The sequence below is a fragment of the Terribacillus saccharophilus genome, from assembly GCF_000725365.1.
GTDB lineage: Bacteria > Bacillota > Bacilli > Bacillales > Amphibacillaceae > Terribacillus > Terribacillus saccharophilus.
Genome location: NZ_CP008876.1, coordinates 2121092 through 2140762 on the forward strand (window position 1 = coordinate 2121092; position 19671 = coordinate 2140762).

The 19671-nt window shown below is 46.3% G+C and carries 14 protein-coding genes and 3 rRNA genes; 1 reads left to right on the forward strand and 16 read right to left on the reverse strand.

Translation table 11 applies throughout. From position 1 onward, the window contains the following. Positions 1 to 58 precede the first annotated feature (58 nt). Positions 59 to 1327, forward strand: a complete 1269-nt coding sequence (locus GZ22_RS10770) for a BaiN/RdsA family NAD(P)/FAD-dependent oxidoreductase (RefSeq protein WP_038562350.1) — start codon at positions 59 to 61, stop codon at positions 1325 to 1327. Positions 1328 to 1375: 48 nt separating this feature from the next. Here the strand turns inward: GZ22_RS10770 and GZ22_RS10775 are convergent, their stop codons facing one another. From GZ22_RS10775 to GZ22_RS10850, 16 genes are all read right to left on the reverse strand, one after another. Next, positions 1376 to 1906 (reverse strand): GNAT family N-acetyltransferase, encoded by a 531-nt coding sequence (locus GZ22_RS10775; protein ID WP_038562353.1) that lies wholly within the window; start codon positions 1904 to 1906, stop codon positions 1376 to 1378. 62 nt (positions 1907 to 1968) lie between these two features. Then, positions 1969 to 2081, reverse strand: a 5S ribosomal RNA gene (gene rrf / locus GZ22_RS10780). A 234-nt stretch (positions 2082 to 2315) separates the two neighbouring features. After that, positions 2316 to 5241, reverse strand: a 23S ribosomal RNA gene (locus GZ22_RS10785). A 178-nt stretch (positions 5242 to 5419) separates the two neighbouring features. Next, positions 5420 to 6982, reverse strand: a 16S ribosomal RNA gene (locus GZ22_RS10790). Together the 16S, 23S and 5S rRNA genes form the textbook arrangement of a ribosomal RNA operon. 372 nt (positions 6983 to 7354) lie before the next feature. Beyond that, complete coding sequence (gene lysS, locus GZ22_RS10795; protein ID WP_099046363.1) at positions 7355 to 8839, reverse strand: lysine--tRNA ligase; 1485 nt, start codon at positions 8837 to 8839, stop codon at positions 7355 to 7357. Positions 8840 to 9002: 163 nt separating this feature from the next. Further along, the gene (gene dusB / locus GZ22_RS10800) at positions 9003 to 9992 is read right to left on the reverse strand and encodes a tRNA dihydrouridine synthase DusB (RefSeq protein WP_038562359.1); all 990 of its coding nucleotides are present in this window, start codon (positions 9990 to 9992) and stop codon (positions 9003 to 9005) included. A gap of 27 nt (positions 9993 to 10019) precedes the next feature. Further along, positions 10020 to 10517: a 2-amino-4-hydroxy-6-hydroxymethyldihydropteridine diphosphokinase gene (gene folK, locus GZ22_RS10805; RefSeq protein ID WP_038562363.1), complete on the reverse strand. Its 498-nt coding sequence runs from the start codon at positions 10515 to 10517 to the stop codon at positions 10020 to 10022. Continuing rightward, positions 10514 to 10876, reverse strand: coding sequence for a dihydroneopterin aldolase (gene folB / locus GZ22_RS10810; protein WP_038562366.1), 363 nt, complete (start codon positions 10874 to 10876; stop codon positions 10514 to 10516). Before folB ends, folK begins: the two co-directional genes overlap by 4 nt. A 3-nt stretch (positions 10877 to 10879) precedes the next feature. After that, positions 10880 to 11695, reverse strand: coding sequence for a dihydropteroate synthase (folP, locus tag GZ22_RS10815; RefSeq protein WP_038562369.1), 816 nt, complete (start codon positions 11693 to 11695; stop codon positions 10880 to 10882). Positions 11696 to 11792: 97 nt separating this feature from the next. Then, complete coding sequence (gene cysK / locus GZ22_RS10820) at positions 11793 to 12716, reverse strand: cysteine synthase A (protein ID WP_084160719.1); 924 nt, start codon at positions 12714 to 12716, stop codon at positions 11793 to 11795. Between the two features lie 88 nt (positions 12717 to 12804). After that, a complete protein-coding gene (gene hslO / locus GZ22_RS10825; protein ID WP_038562375.1) occupies positions 12805 to 13674 on the reverse strand; it encodes an Hsp33 family molecular chaperone HslO in 870 nt (289 codons plus the stop codon). Between the two features lie 157 nt (positions 13675 to 13831). Further along, positions 13832 to 15880: an ATP-dependent zinc metalloprotease FtsH gene (ftsH, locus tag GZ22_RS10830; protein ID WP_038562378.1), complete on the reverse strand. Its 2049-nt coding sequence runs from the start codon at positions 15878 to 15880 to the stop codon at positions 13832 to 13834. 116 nt (positions 15881 to 15996) lie between these two features. After that, positions 15997 to 16548 carry a hypoxanthine phosphoribosyltransferase gene (hpt, locus tag GZ22_RS10835; protein ID WP_038562381.1) on the reverse strand — a complete coding sequence of 184 codons (552 nt, stop codon included), beginning with the start codon at positions 16546 to 16548 and terminating at the stop codon, positions 15997 to 15999. Continuing rightward, on the reverse strand, positions 16541 to 17959 hold the full coding sequence (gene tilS / locus GZ22_RS10840; RefSeq protein ID WP_038562383.1) for a tRNA lysidine(34) synthetase TilS: 1419 nt from the start codon (positions 17957 to 17959) through the stop codon (positions 16541 to 16543). Before tilS ends, hpt begins: the two co-directional genes overlap by 8 nt. A gap of 62 nt (positions 17960 to 18021) precedes the next feature. Continuing rightward, the gene (locus tag GZ22_RS10845; protein WP_038562389.1) at positions 18022 to 18933 is read right to left on the reverse strand and encodes a protein kinase domain-containing protein; all 912 of its coding nucleotides are present in this window, start codon (positions 18931 to 18933) and stop codon (positions 18022 to 18024) included. After that, positions 18914 to 19648, reverse strand: a complete 735-nt coding sequence (locus tag GZ22_RS10850; protein ID WP_038562391.1) for a vWA domain-containing protein — start codon at positions 19646 to 19648, stop codon at positions 18914 to 18916. The genes GZ22_RS10845 and GZ22_RS10850 overlap by 20 nt, the downstream gene beginning before the upstream one ends. Positions 19649 to 19671 lie beyond the last annotated feature (23 nt).

Genomic DNA, 19671 nt, shown 5'->3' on the forward strand with positions numbered 1-19671 from the left:
AAAGTAGACCTGATGGAAGAATTCCTTTGGATACCATCAGCAGAAAGGAAGAACAAGTATGAATTACGATGTAGTAGTGATCGGCGGCGGTCCATCCGGACTTATGGCAGCCATATCGGCAGCTGAGCATGGAGCTTCCACACTTTTGATTGATAAAGGGAAGAAACTTGGCAACAAGTTAGCGATATCTGGAGGCGGAAGATGCAATGTCACGAACCGTCTGCCTCAAGATGAAGTAATCAAGCATATTCCCGGAAACGGAAAATTTTTGTATAGTGCATTTTCTATCTTTGATAATTACGATATCATCGATTTCTTTGAGAATCTTGGCGTGAAGCTGAAAGAAGAAGACCATGGACGCATGTTCCCGGTTAGTAACTCAGCAAAATCTGTTGTACAAGCATTGCTCAATCGCTTAGATACACTTCATGTCCGTATCCGTACAGAAGCACCTGTAAAAGCGATCCATTATGGTGAACAAAGGCATGAGATAATCTTAAAAGATGGCGAAAAAATCACCACTGGTGCTGTCATTGTCGCTGTCGGCGGAAAAGCAGTACCGCATACAGGAAGTACGGGAGACGGTTATGCATGGGCGAAGAAAGCAGGACATACTATAACAACACTTTACCCAACTGAAGTGCCTCTGCTATCTTCTGCAGGTTTCATTAAGCAAAAGCAACTTCAAGGGCTTGCGCTACGGGACGTAGCTGTAAGTGTATTGAACGAGAAGGGAAAAGCAATTATCACGCATCAAATGGATATGTTATTTACCCATTTCGGCATTTCCGGTCCAGCTGTATTGCGCTGCTCACAGTATGTTGTTAAAGAGTTGATGAAAGGAAGGAATGAAGTCAGTATTCATATTGATGCAATCCCGAATAAGAAAGCTCATACGTTAACTGAAGAAATTACTAAGGTAATGGAGGAACAGCCTAAAAAAGCTTTCCGCAACTTAGTGAAAGGGATTGTACCAGAACGGTATTTGGATTTTCTGTTAGAAAAGGCTTCTATACTTCCTGATACAAAAGCAGCAAATATTTCCCGGGAAAATGTTCAACAGTTTGTCAGCTTAATCAAAGGCTTCACTTTCACTGTAAATGGGTCACAGCCGATTGAAAAAGCGTTCGTTACAGGTGGTGGAGTTTCCGTTAAGGAAGTTGTTCCTACAACAATGCAGTCTAAGTTTATGCATGGATTATACTTCTGCGGAGAAATACTGGATATTCATGGATATACAGGAGGCTATAATATCACCTCTGCCTTAGTGACAGGGAGAGTAGCTGGTATGCATGCAGCCTGGGAAGTAGCTTCTGTTACGAATTAAAAATTACCCTCCATCTTTTCCGATGGAGGGGTTTTTATGATATATTATTTACTCGTTTGAGAACCTGGCCATAAGTAAGGTATCATGGTATTCGCCGTCACTTAATCTTTTATCATCTTTCAAGCAGCCTTCGATTTGAAAACCATATGTTTCGTACAGATGAATAGCTCGTTTATTTGATCCAGAAACAGATAAATTTATTTTATGTATTTTTTGTTCTTTGGACCACGCAATAACCATTTTAAGCATTTGTCTGCCTAGACCATATCCCCAATAATCCTTCATTATGGCAATCCCAAATGTTACTTGATGCGATAGCCGTTTTAATTTATTTCCTTCACACCTGCAATAACCAACTACTTCTTGTTTGTCACAAGCGACAAGACACAGGTTATTGCTTTCCTTTCGATCCGTCATTATTAATTCTTCAAAATCTTTCGGAGATAGATATCCTTCTCCTTCTTCTCTATCCATATATTCTGTTTCTCCATCAGTTTTCACTCTCAACCGTGCTAAAGCTTCTGCATCTCTTAATTCTGCTTCTCGGATGATAAGTTTTCTTTGATTACTATTTTCCATCTCAACATCCCCTTTTCTACAACAAAAAATCCCTGATCTTTAAGAATCAGGGATTTCATTTTGCCTGGCAACGTCCTACTCTCGCAGGGCGAACCCAACTACCATCGGCGCTGAAGAGCTTAACTACTGTGTTCGGCATGGGAACAGGTGTGACCTCTTCGCTATTACCACCAGACAATTCAAGAATTCAATTGAATGAACCCTCAAAACTAGATAAGAAACATGTCTTGCCAGACATCTCATGCGGCCAAGCACCGAAGTGCTTGGACTTTGGCGTTGACTTACTAGTCAGATCCAGCTCCAAAGGCCAGAAACTGCAGTATAAGCAATAGCCCTTCAAGGGAAATTACCCCTTTACGGCCTCTTACTTATCCTTTCGTTTCTAAACGGCCTTTTGCGCTTTTCGTTTTTAGTTAAGTCCTCGATCGATTAGTATTCGTCAGCTGCACGTGTCACCACGCTTCCACCTCGAACCTATCTACCTCATCGTCTCTGAGGGATCTTACTCATTTAAAATGATGAGAAGTCTCATCTTGAGGGGGGCTTCATGCTTAGATGCTTTCAGCACTTATCCCTTCCGCACGTAGCTACCCAGCTATGCTCCTGGCGGAACAACTGGTGCACCAGCGGTGCGTCCATCCCGGTCCTCTCGTACTAAGGACAGCTCCTCTCAAACTTCTAACGCCCACGACGGATAGGGACCGAACTGTCTCACGACGTTCTGAACCCAGCTCGCGTACCGCTTTAATGGGCGAACAGCCCAACCCTTGGGACCGACTACAGCCCCAGGATGCGATGAGCCGACATCGAGGTGCCAAACCTCCCCGTCGATGTGGACTCTTGGGGGAGATAAGCCTGTTATCCCCGGGGTAGCTTTTATCCGTTGAGCGACGGCCCTTCCATACGGCACCGCCGGATCACTAAGCCCGACTTTCGTCCCTGCTCGACTTGTAGGTCTCGCAGTCAAGCTCCCTTCTGCCTTTGCACGCTACGAATGATTTCCAACCATTCTGAGGGAACCTTTGGGCGCCTCCGTTACTCTTTGGGAGGCGACCGCCCCAGTCAAACTGCCCACCTGACACTGTCTCCGAACCGGATAACGGTTCTGGGTTAGAATGTCAATACAGCCAGGGTGGTATCCCACGGATGCCTCCACCGAAGCTAGCGCTCCGGCTTCTAAGGCTCCCACCTATCCTGTACAAGCTGTACCAACATTCCATATCAGGCTACAGTAAAGCTCCACGGGGTCTTTCCGTCCTGTCGCGGGTAATGCGCATCTTCACGCATAGTATAATTTCACCGGGTCTCTCGTTGAGACAGTGCCCAAGTCGTTGCACCTTTCGTGCGGGTCGGAACTTACCCGACAAGGAATTTCGCTACCTTAGGACCGTTATAGTTACGGCCGCCGTTTACTGGGGCTTCGGTTCACAGCTTCGGGACGAAGTCCCTAACCATTCCCCTTAACCTTCCAGCACCGGGCAGGTGTCAGCCCCTATACTTCGCCTTACGGCTTTGCAGAGACCTGTGTTTTTGCTAAACAGTCGCTTGGGCCTTTTCACTGCGGCTTCTCCTTAAAAGAAGCACCCCTTCTCCCGAAGTTACGGGGTCATTTTGCCGAGTTCCTTAACGAGAGTTCTCCCGATCATCTTCGGTTACTCACCGTGCCTACCTGTGTCGGTTTGCGGTACGGGCACCTATTTCCTCACTAGAGGCTTTTCTTGGCAGTGTGAAATCAGGAACTTCGGTACTAAATTTCCCTCCCCATAACCGCCTGGAATTAGTGTTGAGTGGATTTGCCTGCTCAACTTCCTCACGGCTTGGACGCGCATAACCAGCAGCGCGCTTTCCTTATCCTCCTGCGTCCCCCCATCGTTCAAGCGGATTTAGGTGGTACAGGAATATCAACCTGTTGTCCATCGCCTACGCCTTTCGGCCTCGGCTTAGGCCCCGACTAACCCTGAGCGGACGAGCCTTCCTCAGGAAACCTTGGGCTTTCGATGAAAGAGATTCTCACTCTTTTTTCGCTACTCATACCGGCATTCTCACTTCTAAGCGCTCCAGCCGTCCTCACGATCGACCTTCACTGCCCTTAGAACGCTCTCCTACCACTGACATCGTAGATGTCAATCCGCAGCTTCGGTGGTGTGTTTAGCCCCGGTATATTTTCGGCGCAGCGTCACTCGACCAGTGAGCTATTACGCACTCTTTCAATGATGGCTGCTTCTAAGCCAACATCCTGGTTGTCTAAGCAACGCCACATCCTTTTCCACTTAACACACACTTTGGGACCTTAGCTGGCGGTCTGGGCTGTTTCCCTTTCGACCATGAACCTTATCACCCATGGTCTGACTCCCAAAGTAGATTGATTGGCATTCGGAGTTTGACTGAATTCGGTAACCCGATGAGGGCCCCTAGTCCAATCAGTGCTCTACCTCCAACCATCATCCTTTGAGGCTAGCCCTAAAGCTATTTCGGAGAGAACCAGCTATCTCCGTGTTCGATTGGCATTTCACCCCTACCCACACCTCATCCCCGCACTTTTCAACGTGCGTGGGTTCGGGCCTCCAGTCAGTGTTACCTGACCTTCACCCTGGACATGGGTAGATCACACGGTTTCGGGTCTACGACCACCTACTATATCGCCCTATTCAGACTCGCTTTCGCTGCGGCTCCGTCTATACAACTTAACCTTGCAGGGGATCGTAACTCGCCGGTCCATTCTACAAAAGGTACGCCGTCACCCATTAACGGGCTTCGACTACTTGTAGGCACACGGTTTCAGGATCTATTTCACTCCCCTTCCGGGGTGCTTTTCACCTTTCCCTCACGGTACTGGTTCACTATCGGTCACTAGGGAGTATTTAGCCTTGGGAGATGGTCCTCCCGGATTCCGACGGAATTTCACGTGTTCCGCCGTACTCAGGATACACTCCGGAGGAAACCACATTTCAAGTACAGGGCTCTTACCTTCTATGGCGGGCCATTCCAAGCCGCTTCGTCTATATGGTTTCTTTGTAACTCCAAAGGAGTGTCCTACAACCCCAGAAGGCAAGCCTTCTGGTTTGGGCTAATTCCGTTTCGCTCGCCGCTACTCAGGAAATCGCATTTGCTTTCTCTTCCTCCGGGTAATGAGATGTTTCAGTTCCCCGGGTCTGCCTCGTATTACCTATGTATTCAGTAATACGTACTATCCAATAACGGATAGCGGGTTCCCCCATTCGGAAATCTTCGGATCAAAGCTTACTTACAGCTCCCCGAAGCATATCGGTGTTAGTCCCGTCCTTCATCGGCTCCTAGTGCCAAGGCATCCACCGTGCGCCCTTCTTCACTTAACTAATAACGCATGATAAATCTATAAATCGCGACAATAATTGTCGGCTTTAAAGTTTGATGTTTTGGCATTGTTGTTTCTTATCTAGTTTTCAAGGTTCACAAGAGAGATTGATCTCTCAAAACTGAACAAACAACCAATCACGATGTCTACTACGAAGTAGTAGTTCCAATTATCCTTAGAAAGGAGGTGATCCAGCCGCACCTTCCGATACGGCTACCTTGTTACGACTTCACCCCAATCATTGATCCCACCTTCGGCGGCTGGCTCCTAAAAGGTTACCTCACCGACTTCGGGTGTTACCAACTCTCGTGGTGTGACGGGCGGTGTGTACAAGGCCCGGGAACGTATTCACCGCGGCATGCTGATCCGCGATTACTAGCGATTCCGGCTTCATGCAGGCGAGTTGCAGCCTGCAATCCGAACTGAGAATGGTTTTATGGGATTTGCTTAGCCTCGCGACTTTGCTGCCCTTTGTACCATCCATTGTAGCACGTGTGTAGCCCAGGTCATAAGGGGCATGATGATTTGACGTCATCCCCACCTTCCTCCGGTTTGTCACCGGCAGTCACTCTAGAGTGCCCAACTTAATGCTGGCAACTAGAATCAAGGGTTGCGCTCGTTGCGGGACTTAACCCAACATCTCACGACACGAGCTGACGACAACCATGCACCACCTGTCACGCTGTCCCCGAAGGGAACGTCTTGTCTCCAAGATTGTCAGCGGATGTCAAGACCTGGTAAGGTTCTTCGCGTTGCTTCGAATTAAACCACATGCTCCACCGCTTGTGCGGGCCCCCGTCAATTCTTTTGAGTTTCAGCCTTGCGGCCGTACTCCCCAGGCGGAGTGCTTAATGCGTTAACTTCAGCACTAAGGGGCGGAAACCCCCTAACACCTAGCACTCATCGTTTACGGCGTGGACTACCAGGGTATCTAATCCTGTTTGCTCCCCACGCTTTCGCTCCTCAGCGTCAGTTACAGACCAGAGAGTCGCCTTCGCCACTGGTGTTCCTCCACATATCTACGCATTTCACCGCTACACGTGGAATTCCACTCTCCTCTTCTGCACTCAAGTTCCCCAGTTTCCAATGACCCTCCACAGTTGAGCTGTGGGCTTTCACATCAGACTTAAGAAACCGCCTACGAGCCCTTTACGCCCAATAATTCCGGACAACGCTTGCCCCCTACGTATTACCGCGGCTGCTGGCACGTAGTTAGCCGGGGCTTTCTGGTTAGGTACCGTCAAGGTACGAGCAGTTACTCTCGTACTTGTTCTTCCCTAACAACAGAGCTTTACGACCCGAAGGCCTTCATCGCTCACGCGGCGTTGCTCCGTCAGACTTTCGTCCATTGCGGAAGATTCCCTACTGCTGCCTCCCGTAGGAGTCTGGGCCGTGTCTCAGTCCCAGTGTGGCCGATCACCCTCTCAGGTCGGCTATGCATCGTCGCCTTGGTGGGCCATTATCCCACCAACTAGCTAATGCACCGCGGGCCCATCTGTAAGTGACAGCCGAAACCGTCTTTCCATTTCCAATCAGGAGAAAGGAAATACTATCCGGTATTAGCTCCGGTTTCCCGAAGTTATCCCAGTCTTACAGGCAGGTTGCCCACGTGTTACTCACCCGTCCGCCGCTCATTCCGCCAGAATCACCCCGAAGGGGTCATCTGGTTTCCTGCGCTCGACTTGCATGTATTAGGCACGCCGCCAGCGTTCGTCCTGAGCCAAGATCAAACTCTCCATGAAAGTTTTGATGCTTTTGCTCGTTAGAGCTGACGTTGATCTTACGATCTTGTCGTTTAATTCGTAATTGGTTGTTTTGTTCAGTTTTCAAAGATCAATTTCGTTCTGCCGCTCATTTGGCGACTAGAACATCATATCATGTTTTAACTTTCGTTGTCAACATGTTTTTTGTTTTTGTTTCTCGTGTTTGCCGCTTCGTTTGAAGCAACTTTAATAATTTACCATGAATGTAATGGCATTGCAATAGTTTTTTTAAGAAATGTTAAACCTTCTTACAAACTGTTACATAGCATTATCTCTCATTCGTTTGCATTCTATGCAAATGCCTATATAAATGTGAAAAGGAGAAGGGAAGAATAGCCCTTCTCCTTTCTATTAAGAGCGATTACGCATCTGCGGGAACAGCAATACGTCCCGGATGGACGGAGCATTTGTTAACAGCATGATCAGGCGGTCAATACCAATACCTAATCCTCCTGTTGGCGGCATACCGTACTCAAGGGACTCTAAGAAGTCCTCATCCATTTCGTGTGCTTCATCGTTACCTTGTTCTTTTTCTTTCATTTGTGCCTCGAAACGCTCACGCTGATCGATCGGATCGTTCAGCTCAGAGAATGCATTTCCATGCTCTCTTCCTACAATGAATACTTCAAAGCGATCCGTGAAGCGCTCATCTTCTGGATTCTTCTTTGCAAGCGGAGAAATCTCAACAGGATGACCAAAAATAAAGGTTGGCTGAATAAGCTTGTCCTCTACACGCTGTTCAAAGAATTCATTTACTATATGACCAAACGTCATTGTATCTTTAATATCAATACCGTTTTCCTTCGCTAGAGCTTTCGCCTCTTCGTCACTCATATGCTTCCAGAAGTCGACACCTGTATATTCTTTTACTGCATCTACCATGTGCAGACGTTTCCACTTCGGTTCAAGATTGATTTCATACTCACCATAAGGAATGACAGTCTTACCAAGTACATCTTTTGCAACATGTGCAATTAGGTTTTCTGTTAATTCCATGATTGTATCCATATCACCATACGCTTCGTACAGTTCAAGCATTGTGAACTCAGGGTTATGGCGTGTGGATACACCTTCATTACGGAATACGCGTCCAATTTCGTAAACCTTCTCCAAACCGCCAACAATAAGGCGTTTCAGGTGCAGTTCAATTGCTATACGCATATAAAGAGGTATATCCAATGCATTATGATGAGTAATGAATGGACGAGCTGCAGCTCCACCCGGAATGCTGTGCATTAGTGGCGTTTCTACTTCTAAGTATCCAATATCATCTAAGTAACGGCGGATACTTTGGATGATCTTACTACGAGTGATGAATGTCTGCTTCGATTCCGGGTTTACGATCAAATCAAGGTAGCGTTGACGATAGCGCTGCTCGATGTCAGTCAAACCATGGAATTTATCAGGAAGCGGACGAAGCGCCTTGGAAAGGATATCAAAGGAAGTCGCCTTAACAGAAAGCTCTCCTACATTCGTTTTGAACATAACACCCGTAATACCCACGATGTCACCTAGATCCGCACTGCTGAATAGCTCATACGCTTCATCACCAACCTGGTCTTTACGAACATAAAGTTGGATCTGACCGCTCAAGTCCTGCAAGTGAGCAAAACCCGCTTTACCTTTTCCGCGTTTAGTCATTAGACGGCCAGCGATAGTTACTTCCGCTTTCTTCTCTTCCAATTCTTCCTTACTGAAAGAATCAAAAGCTGCTACTAGCTCTTCTGTTTGGTGTGTGCGCTCGAATCTGGCACCGAACGGATTATAGCCTTGGTTCATAAGCTGTTCCATCTTATCGCGACGCACCTGCATCTGATCGTTTAATTCTTCACTCATCCTGTTCACTCCCATTTCTTCTATATTCATTCTCTATAATGCTAAAAAAAACTGCCAGCATGACTGGCAGTATCGTTCGTCCTCGTATAATGCAAGGTTTTCCGCATTGCTACCTCGTATTAGTATAGAAAAGCAGCCATGCTGTGTCAATAAAGCACGCTGATTAAAACATTGCCATAGAAGCTTCCGCTTGGTCTGCAAAATCGTAAAGTAGATTCGCCATGTCTTCTTTTGTAGTAGTTTCATTAATCAACTTGCGAACTTTCCCAGTACCATCTAACCCTTTCAAATACCAGGCAGCATGCTTGCGCATTTCCATGATCGCTACTCTTTCGCCTTTCAGACGAACTAAGCGTTCCATGTGCAGCACACAAACGTCGATCTTCTCACGCGGTTTTGGTTCGTCCAACATCTCGCCTGTTTCCAAGTAATGAACAGTTCTATATATCATCCACGGATCTCCAAGAGCAGCTCGTCCGATCATAACTGCATCAACACCCGTCTCTTCCAATCGCTGTTTGGCGATTTGCGGCGTTGTAATATCGCCATTCCCAATGACAGGAATCGAAACGGATTCCTTCACTTGGCGGATGATATCCCAGTTAGCAAGTCCTTCATAATGCTGCTCACGTGTACGGCCATGCAATGCAACTGCTGCCGCTCCTGCTTCTTGCAGCGCTTGTGCATTCTCCACAGCATAAATCGTACTGTCGTCCCAGCCTGTACGCATTTTAACAGTTACCGGCTTTTTGACTTCTTTTACAACCGCAGATACCATTTCAAAGATTTTCTCCGGCTGAAGCAGCCAGCGGGAACCTGCCATGTTCTTGGTGATCTTCGGTGCTGGACAACCCATATTAATGTCAATGATGTCAGCTGTTGTATTCTGATCGACGAATTTAGCAGCTTCCACCAGTGTTTCGGGATTAGATCCAAAGATTTGTAAGCTCATTGGCTTTTCCTGTTCATCTATATAAAGCATGTTCATCGTTTTGGCGTTCCTAGTTACGATGCCGTTATCACTAATCATTTCTGCACATACGATACCAGCCCCGAATTCCTTTACAGTCAATCGGAAAGCTGAATTACTGATACCAGCCATCGGCGCCAAGACCACTTGGTTCTTTATGGTGATATCACCGATTTTGAACAACGTCTTTACCTCCCATTTTGTCTTTCATTATATATTTAATGAACCCCAGCTTCTAACACCTTGCACATCCTGAGCTGGTAATGTATCCAGCCATTCCTGTACTCTTTTGTCTTTAAGGAGCAACTCAGGAGCTATTTCAGCTAAAGGCACTAATACAAACGCTCGTTCATGCATGCGCGGATGGGGAAGGATAAGTTCCTCAACATTCATATTTTCTGTACTATACAACAAAATGTCAAGGTCCACTGTCCTCGGTCCCCAACGGATGATCCGCTTACGCCCTAAATCCTGTTCGATTTTTTGACAGATACGCAGCAGTTCTATTGGATCCAAGCTTGTTTCCACCTCTGCAACCAAGTTCAGGAACTGATCTTGGTTCTCATAGCCTACTGGTTCGGTTTCATATACAGTCGATACCTGATTCAACTTTATCTCCTCGTGCTCACTCAGCATCTGAATAGCCTGCTGTAAATACGTCTCCCTTGGGGCTATATTTGATCCCAGTGCAATCCACGCCTGTTTCATAGACGCTCCCGCCGTATTTCCACCGCTACCGATTCATAATGCCCTGCGATTGGAGGATTCGGTTTGATAACCTTCACCGTGCACGCCTCCAACAGAGAGAATGCTGCAAACAATTGCTTGGCGATCTCTTCTGCCACTGCTTCTACTAAATTCTTCGCTCGCCCTTCCACAACACCTTTAATGACCTCAAACGCTTGTCCATAATGAATCGACTGCGTCATATCATCCGTTTCACCAGCTTTGCGGAGGTCAAGTTCCAGTACAGCATCTACGATAAAACGCTGCCCTAACTTATTCTCTTCCGGAAATAAACCATGATAACCGTAGAATTGTAATTGATTCATATATATCTTATCCATCATTTACTCCTTCCCTACTAACGCATCCATCATTTTCACGATTCGGGCTGTTTGTTTCACTTCATGCACCCGAACCATATGTATGCCCTTTGTAATACCAAACGCTGTCGTAGCTGCTGTACCTTCATCTCGTTGGTCTGCAGGCAGATCAAGTACCGTGCCAATAAATCTTTTTCGCGATGTACCTAGAAGGATAGGATAGCCCAATGCCGAGATCTTATCTAACTCACGTATAGCTGTCATATTTTCATCAAAAGACTTAGCAAATCCTACACCTGGATCGAGCCAAATATCCTGACTTTTAACGCCTGCATTATGAGCGATCTCGATACTTTCCTTCAAATCTGTAATCATATCCGGAATTAAATCGTTATAATGCGCCTTCTCACGGTTATGCATCAAAATGATCGGAACGCCCAGACGCGCTGCTACATGCGCCATATCAGGGTCATACTTCGCTCCCCATATATCATTAATAATCGATGCACCAGCTTTGATAGCTGCTTCTGCCGTCTTTGCTTTGTACGTATCAATAGAAATCGGTAAATCAACTACTTCTTTAATGGCCTGTATTGCTGGCACAACGCGCGCGATCTCTTCATCTGCTGATACAGGTTCATACCCCGGCCGGGTTGACTCCCCGCCAATATCCAATATATCCGCTCCCTCAGCCGCAAGCTTTTGAGCTTGTTTAACAGCAGCTTCTACATTTGTATAACTGCCTCCGTCTGAGAAGGAATCAGGCGTCACGTTAATAATCCCCATTACAAGCGTTTGCTTAGAAAGATCATATTCTTTATTGCCGATTATGCGCTTCATATAACGTCAACCTCTCGTTCAATCTATCTTTCTAGTGTACACGAATCCGTGCATAAAAAAACACCCCCGCTATGATAGGCAGGGGCTTTCCGTTCAATTAGTCTTCAAATTGGTATAGTGGAGTAGAGAGGTAGCGCTCACCGTTACTCGGAACGACAGCTAATACTTTCTTGCCTGCTCCAAGCTCTTTTGCGACCTTCTTGGCAGCAAAGATGGCAGCTCCAGTAGAAACCCCGCCCAGCAAGCCTTCCTTGGCAGCTGTTTCTCTGGCAGTAGCATACGCTTCATCATTCTCTACTTGAATGATTTCAGAGTAAATATCCGTATCCAGGATAGTTGGAACAAAACCTGCACCAATACCTTGAATTTTATGCGGTCCCGGCTTTCCGCCTGATAGAACAGGAGAGCTGGCCGGTTCAACCGCGATGATGCGGATATCCTTATTCAATTCTTTCAGAACTTGACCTACCCCTGTAATTGTACCACCTGTCCCGATTCCTGCAACAAACGCATCAAGGTCGCCACCAAATTCGGCCGCAATCTCCTTACCTGTCGTGCGTGCATGAATGGCAGGATTAGCTTCGTTCTTGAACTGCTGCGGCATGAAATAGCCATGTTCTTTTTGCAATTCTTCCGCCTTCTGAATGGCACCTTTCATTCCTTCTGCCCCTGGAGTTAATACCAATTGAGCTCCATAGGCACGAAGCAGGTTACGTCTTTCCGTACTCATTGTATCCGGCATAACAAGAATAGCTTTATAGCCTTTAATAGCTGCCACTAGAGCAAGGCCGATACCTGTATTCCCGCTTGTCGGTTCGATGATTGTGTCACCTAGCTTCAATCTGCCGTTTTCTTCTGCATCTTCAATCATTGCAAGTGCAATCCGATCCTTAACAGATCCGCCTGGATTCTGGAATTCCAGTTTTACATAAATCTCAGCACTATCACTGTCCGCTGTACGATTAAGCTTAACGATTGGTGTGTTTCCGATCAATTCAGAAATGGATGATGCAATTGCCATGATTATTCCCCCTAATTCCCACTAATTTAATTGGATTTATTTAACTGTAAGCAAAATAGTGCTAAAAGTCAATCCAAATGGGAGGGCTTCATCGAAGCAATTCTTTTAATTCGTCTTCCGTAAACGTATACGTTTCATTACAGAAGTGGCAGTTTGCCTCTGCTCCGTGATCTTCATCAATCATCGCTTGGATCTCTTCGTTCCCTAGACTCTTAATTGCATTCTGAATACGATCCTTAGAGCATTGGCAAGTAAAGCTAACCGGCATAGTATCGAGGAATTTGATATTCTCTTCTCCTATCAGCATCTCGAGGATCTGTTCCGGTGTATTTCCTTCTCTGATCAATGTGGAAATCGGGGCAATGGAGCTGATCCGCTCTTCCAATTGTGTAATGATTGCATCGTCTGCTCCCGGCAGTACTTGCAAAATAAATCCGCCAGCAGCAAGGATAGTATGATCCGGATTAACCAATACACCCGCACCTACTGCAGAAGGTACCTGTTCGGAGTTAGCGAAATAATATGTGAAGTCCTCCCCAATTTCTCCAGAAACGATCGGCACTTGACCGGTAAACATTTCTTTCAGACCAAGATCCTTCGCTACACTCAACGTTCCGACAGTACCTACAGCACGCGAAACATCCAGTTTTCCGATGGAGTTTAGTTCAAAGTCAACATGCGGATTTGTGATGTACCCTCTCACTTCACCTTTTGCATTGCTGTCTACAATAATCGGTCCGACTGGTCCGTCGCCTTCAACCTTTACCGTCAGCTTGTCTTCTCCTTTAAGCATAACGCCCATCATCGTGCTTATTGTCAGCGTACGTCCAAGCGCTGCCGATGCCGTTGCCCATGTATCGTGACGGCGACGTGCTTCCTCCACTAATTCTGTTGATTGTATCGCATAAGCACGGATATTTCCGTTGAATCCTGTTGCTTTAATTAAATAATCACCCATGAGAGCAATGTCACTCCTTCTATATATATCAACCGTTATCGGCCTATTTTTTTCCACAAGGTATTGTTTATCTTATCATAATCCTTCTGGTAAATCCTTTTATATGTTTACTATACCCAAACAGAGAAAAAGGCCTCCTGGAAGGAGACCTTTTCTTTTATGCTTTTGGACGATCATCTGAATCATCATTTGTTCGCGGGTTATCTTCAGGTATACTTGACTGATCCGGCGATTTGGAAACATCTTCATCGATGGCTGTGTCATCGGATGGAGTTGCTTCCTTTTCTTCCTGCGGCTGGATTGTGACAGTTACATCGTCGTCACTCTCTTTCAACAGGCTAGTTTTCTTTTCAGATTTGCTGCGTTCAGCGACAATCTCATCCTCTGTAGGAAGGCGTCCTTTATCAAACAATGTTTGAATTTGGAAAGCATCCAATGTTTCGATCTCAAGGAGTGTTTGAGCAATAAGCTCAAGCTTCTCTTTGTTTTCAGTAAGAATCTGCTTCGCACGTGCATAACACTGATTGATGAAGTTCTGTACTTCTTGATCGATTTCATAGGCGATTGCATCACTATATGTTTGTTCATTTTGAATATCACGGCCGAGGAATACATTACCGCCACTGCTAGTGAACTGCAACGGTCCGATCTTATCACTCATACCATATTCGGTAACCATTTTACGAGCAATACCTGTTGCGCGTTGGAAGTCATTATGAGCTCCGGTACTTACTTCACCGAAGATGACCTCTTCTGCTACACGTCCGCCGAGTAAACCGGTAATCTTATCAAGCAATTCTGGCTTGGTCATGAAATAGCGGTCTTCTCTTGGAAGCATGACAGCATAACCGCCGGCTTGGCCTCGAGGAACGATAGTAACTTTATGCACCATATCTGCATCATCAAGCACCATACCGATAACGGTATGTCCGCTCTCATGATAAGCAACGATATTACGTTCTTTCTTAGATATAACTCGGCTTTTCTTCGCTGGACCTGCAATAACACGGTCGATCGCTTCATCAACGTCGTCCATGATGATTTGCTTACGATCACTTCGAGCTGCTACGAGTGCAGCTTCGTTCAATAGGTTCTCCAAATCTGCACCGGAGAATCCTGGAGTACGCATCGCGATTGTACGCAGATTAACCGACTCATCAAGTGGTTTATTGCGGGCATGTACCTTCAAGACTGCTTCACGTCCGCCTAGGTCAGGACGGTCAACTGTAATCTGACGGTCAAAACGGCCTGGACGAAGAAGGGCTGGGTCAAGAATGTCTGCACGGTTTGTTGCAGCGATGATGATGATACCTTCATTAGCACCGAAACCATCCATTTCAACAAGCAATTGGTTCAATGTCTGCTCACGCTCATCGTGTCCGCCGCCTAAACCGGCTCCACGCTGACGTCCAACTGCATCAATCTCATCAATAAAGATGATACATGGTGCATTTTTCTTCGCGTTTTCAAACAAATCACGTACACGGGATGCACCGACCCCTACAAACATCTCTACAAAGTCCGAACCACTTATAGAGAAGAACGGCACGCCAGCTTCTCCTGCTACCGCACGAGCAAGCAATGTTTTACCTGTACCCGGAGGTCCCACAAGAAGGACACCTTTCGGGATTCGTGCTCCTACAGCGGAGAATTTGCGCGGGTCTTTCAGGAAGTCAACAACTTCGACAAGCTCCTGCTTCTCTTCATCAGCTCCGGCTACATCACGGAACTTCACTTTCTTCTTCTCTTCGTTGTACATCTTCGCCTTGCTCTTACCGAAGTTCATCACTCGGCTTCCTCCACCTTGTGACTGACTCATGAAGAACAAGAAGATTAGCACAAGCAGCAAGATAGGGAGAAGGGTTGTCAAAAGAGTCTGCCAGAAGCTTGGCTGCGGCTCTTCTTCCGTATTCACTTCGACACCTTGATCATCTGCAGCAGCGAGAATATCATTCATCAGCTGTTCATTCTGAGGTACCTCAGCCTGGAACTGCGTATTATTCTCCGTCTCGCCTCGTACTGTAATGATATTATTAGTAGGCTGGACGGTCATGCTTTGTATATCACCACTCTCAAGCGTGGTTCTAAACTTGTTAATGTCGTACTGTTCGATTTCGTTCGTCTGATTCTTGAATAAGTTGATCACACCGATAATGACTACAAATATAATTATAACCATTAAGGTATTACGGAACACTTTGCTCATTGCCTACCTCCTCCCAAACGAGAAAACTATAGTAAATACTACCATATGCAAAACCTGCTATACAACTAAATACCCTTTACCTTATGTAAAAGGAAGATGATCCATACCGGTACCGATTATTCGGCACGGGCGCCGCCATATACTTCCGGTTTTAAAACACCGATATACGGCAAATTACGATACTTCTCCTGATAATCCAAACCGTAGCCGACAACGAATTCATTTGGCACACGGAAACCGACCAAGTCCGCCTGGATCTTCGCCGTACGTCCTGAAGGCTTATCAAGAAGCGTGACGATTTTAATCGACTTCGCTTTCCGGTATTTGAACAAATCCACCAGATAGCTCAAAGTAAGACCACTGTCGATGATATCCTCGATGATCAAAAGATCTCTGCCTTCCACTTTTGTATCCAAGTCCTTGACGATCTTTACTTCACCAGAAGATGTCATACCGCCGCCGTAGCTGGACACATCCATGAAATCCATCTCCAGATGTGTATCCATATGACGGAGTACATCGGACATGAATGGAAGGGCACCCTTCAATACGCCGATAGCAAGCGGGAATGAATCCTTGTATTCCTCTGTAAGCTGCTTGCCAATCTCAGCGCATTTCGCTTCAATCTCTTCCTTCGTTATCAGTACTTTCTCAATCTCATCATGCATTGCTCGGTCCTCCTGTTTGTTCCCCTTTTTTCGCTTGGTAGCACAGACGCAAATAGCTGCCTGATTCTCCTGTTGTTCTGCCTGTTTCCCCTTTTCTTAAACCGATAAGCCATAAAATGGTGCCAGTCGCATCCTCCACAATCGGCCAGTCCCGCCTTTTAACAGCCGGAATTTTTTCATCAATGAAAATATCTTTTACTTTTTTGGTCCCTCTCATTCCGCGCAGCTTCATTTTGTCGCCATTTTTCCTTGTACGGACCTGCAAAGGCAAGGTAACATCCGCCAGGGGCAATACGAAGACGTGGGAACCGTTTTCGGTTGAGTGTGGGGTAAAAGAAGCCGTTAATAGAGATCCATCAGGTAACGTGACGCTTCCGGGAGCGTGAAATGTATAGTGGAATAAGTCCTTCGCCTCATTACAGAAAGAAACCGTCATTCGGCTATAGGACTTTGTCAGTTGTAATCCTGCCGGAAAATCTAAAGAGCTGTTTGCTTTAGAGCTAGCTATCAGTTCAAAGAACTGCGCTTCGTGCCGATGGTGCAAGTCCACCGGAAGCGCTTGATACAGATACATCAATATTAGATGATACACTCTTCTTTGTAAAGCAATCGGGTATGTAAGAAATCGGTCTATTTCAAAGGCTGCCGCCTGTTTCCCGGCATCATAATCCACTACTTCTGCAAACATCTCCGCTGCCTGTCCTTCCAGATAAGCTTCATCTGCTTTAAGCGCTTCGCTAAAGCGCTGCGCATGCTGATGGAATGTCGGGAATTCTGTTTTTATAGGCGCAAGGACACGATGTCTGAAGAAATTACGCGTGTAATCTTCTGTAGCGTTAGAAGGATCGATACGATACGGTATGTCGTGCTGTTCACAATATTGTTGAATTTGCACTTTGCTGCACGATAACATCGGCCGGATGAGTTCTCCGCTAGCGAATGACCGTGTAATATCCATTCCGCTGACTGCAGCAGGATTAGATCCGCGTGCCAGCCTCATCAAAATGGTTTCTGCCTGATCGTCCCCATGATGAGCAAGAAACAAAGCTTCTGCCTCATAACGATCCATGCATTCCTCAAAATAGCGGTAGCGCATTTCCCTCGCTGCAACCTGGGTGCTTTGCTGATGCTCTTTCTTCCATCCTGGAACATCTAAAGTTACAGTTTCAGATACAATTCCCCAATTTTCACAAGTTTCTTTCACAAATACCGTATCTAACCTAGATTCCTCGCCTCGCAAACCATGATCGACACTTAAGGCGATAATATGCCAATTTTGCCGCTGGCTTTGTTCCTTTAGGAAATGGAGCAGCGCCATCGAATCCGGTCCGCCAGATACACCTACCAGGATAGTTGTACCTTCCTTCCATAAACCATGTCTGTCCATAAATGCTGTCACAGTCTGTTCCATTTACCGTCATCCTTATGTAGTTGCTGCTTTTATCGTACCACTTATACAGCAAGACAAAAAGTTTATTGCAGCAGATAAAGTACATAGCAAGCGATACCATAGAAACTTAACAATACGCACTCTCCCAAACCCGCCTTGCGTCGATTGCTCTTCGCTACTCGGGAAGGTGTTGCAGCAGCAGGAGTTTTGTTTCTCATAAGATGTTTCACCAGATCCTGCTTCATTGCAGTGCCAGTAGAATACTTGCCTAACAATGCCTTCTCCAATATGGGCCGGAGTTTTTCAGTACGGGAGAGCGCCTTCCGTATAGTAGACTTCGGCGTTTCTCCTTTTAGAAATCTTCCGCCATTCAATATTTCCAAGGCTGTCATAGCAAGTGCAAATAAATCATATGTGGGTTCTGCTTTCCTGCTTCCCATACCCCAATGGCCCCGGTCATAAAACTCGGTATATTCTTTAATTGCACGTCCTAATTGGGTTGTTCCTCCTACATCTACCCATCTGAGCCGGACCGGGTTTTCACTGACTACCAGATTATCCAGCTTCAAATCACCAAAAACCCATCCTGCCTGATGCAGGTGATCCAAATCTTCCAGCAGACTCAGCAGTAATACCGGAAGCCACTCCACTCCTTTAGCTTTTATGTATGTATCAAGTCTGCTTCCCTGGATATACTCCATCACATAAAAGGTATACAACTGGCCGCTTGGACTGACATAGTCATCAGTATCAAACAAACAAGGTCCTAGGAAATGTCCCTGGACCTTTTTCAGCGATTGCAGTACGTTCATTTCCATCGTCATCGAGGTACGCTTATCACTGATTTTCAAGGCGGCATCGACGCCGTTTCTTTTTGTCAGATAAACAGTGCCGATTGCTCCGCTACCAAGTTTTCGTATCAGCGGATAGTTTCCATTATGCCATTTGCCCGTCAAACGGATTCCTGGATGTATATCAGCTGCCGAATTCTTCATATTCGGTAATCACGTCAGTACGTTTTGGCAGTGATTGGCGGCTGAATTCATGGATTGCTTCCCGCAGCGCAGGCCCTGTCGGCGTGACTCCGCCTGTTGCAAGCTTCGGGAATACAGAAGACACGTTTTCCAGGCGCTCTGTCCACTCCATTACTTTGACAGCGGGATCCCTTTTTCCCGGGAAACCGAGTATGGAAAACTTGTTGTTGCCAAGACGTGCATTCATACTAATCGAAAGATCGATTAAGGCTTCCTTCACGACAGGAAGCTTATGGTGCATGCTGGCGCTCGTATCTACAAGTATAAGAACTTCCAGATTAGCCGTTTCACTTATCTCCTCCACGACCTCCAGTACATCCCCTCTTTTTTCTGGCGGCAAATCGTCCAATGTATTTCCTGGGCCCAAGATTTGCTTTAGTTCCCGATTCACGACCCCCTCGATCGTCTGGGTCATTGCCTGTTTCGTTACCATTTGGACTGTCTCTGTCAAAGCTTGCTTATAGATTAACTGACTGACACCGCCTCCTGCTTTTGCAATATTCTCCACTTCTTCGAGGCTAAGTGAATGTTCCGTATGCCCCTCCTCCAGAATACCGATTACATTTACCGTAATATGTTGGGCATTAGCCAAGGCAGCGACCGCTGCTGGATCTTCACCGCGGTTGGAGCATCCATCTGTGATCAGCAGAATCTGTTTCAGCGTACTCGGTTTCATCGTTATCCCTCTTCTCCATTCGT

Coding starts and splice junctions, on each gene's coding strand:
- lysS (WP_099046363.1), bottom strand. CDS start 8,839: ATGAGTGAAGAATTAAACGATCAGATGCAGGTGCGTCGCGATAAGATG.
- GZ22_RS10770 (WP_038562350.1), top strand. CDS start 59: ATGAATTACGATGTAGTAGTGATCGGCGGCGGTCCATCCGGACTTATG.
- cysK (WP_084160719.1), bottom strand. CDS start 12,716: ATGGCAATTGCATCATCCATTTCTGAATTGATCGGAAACACACCAATC.
- folB (WP_038562366.1), bottom strand. CDS start 10,876: ATGGATAAGATATATATGAATCAATTACAATTCTACGGTTATCATGGT.
- GZ22_RS10845 (WP_038562389.1), bottom strand. CDS start 18,933: ATGAAGAATTCGGCAGCTGATATACATCCAGGAATCCGTTTGACGGGC.
- GZ22_RS10850 (WP_038562391.1), bottom strand. CDS start 19,648: ATGAAACCGAGTACGCTGAAACAGATTCTGCTGATCACAGATGGATGC.
- folK (WP_038562363.1), bottom strand. CDS start 10,517: ATGAAACAGGCGTGGATTGCACTGGGATCAAATATAGCCCCAAGGGAG.
- tilS (WP_038562383.1), bottom strand. CDS start 17,959: ATGGAACAGACTGTGACAGCATTTATGGACAGACATGGTTTATGGAAG.
- hpt (WP_038562381.1), bottom strand. CDS start 16,548: ATGCATGATGAGATTGAGAAAGTACTGATAACGAAGGAAGAGATTGAA.
- folP (WP_038562369.1), bottom strand. CDS start 11,695: ATGAAGCGCATAATCGGCAATAAAGAATATGATCTTTCTAAGCAAACG.
- hslO (WP_038562375.1), bottom strand. CDS start 13,674: ATGGGTGATTATTTAATTAAAGCAACAGGATTCAACGGAAATATCCGT.
- ftsH (WP_038562378.1), bottom strand. CDS start 15,880: ATGAGCAAAGTGTTCCGTAATACCTTAATGGTTATAATTATATTTGTA.
- GZ22_RS10775 (WP_038562353.1), bottom strand. CDS start 1,906: ATGGAAAATAGTAATCAAAGAAAACTTATCATCCGAGAAGCAGAATTA.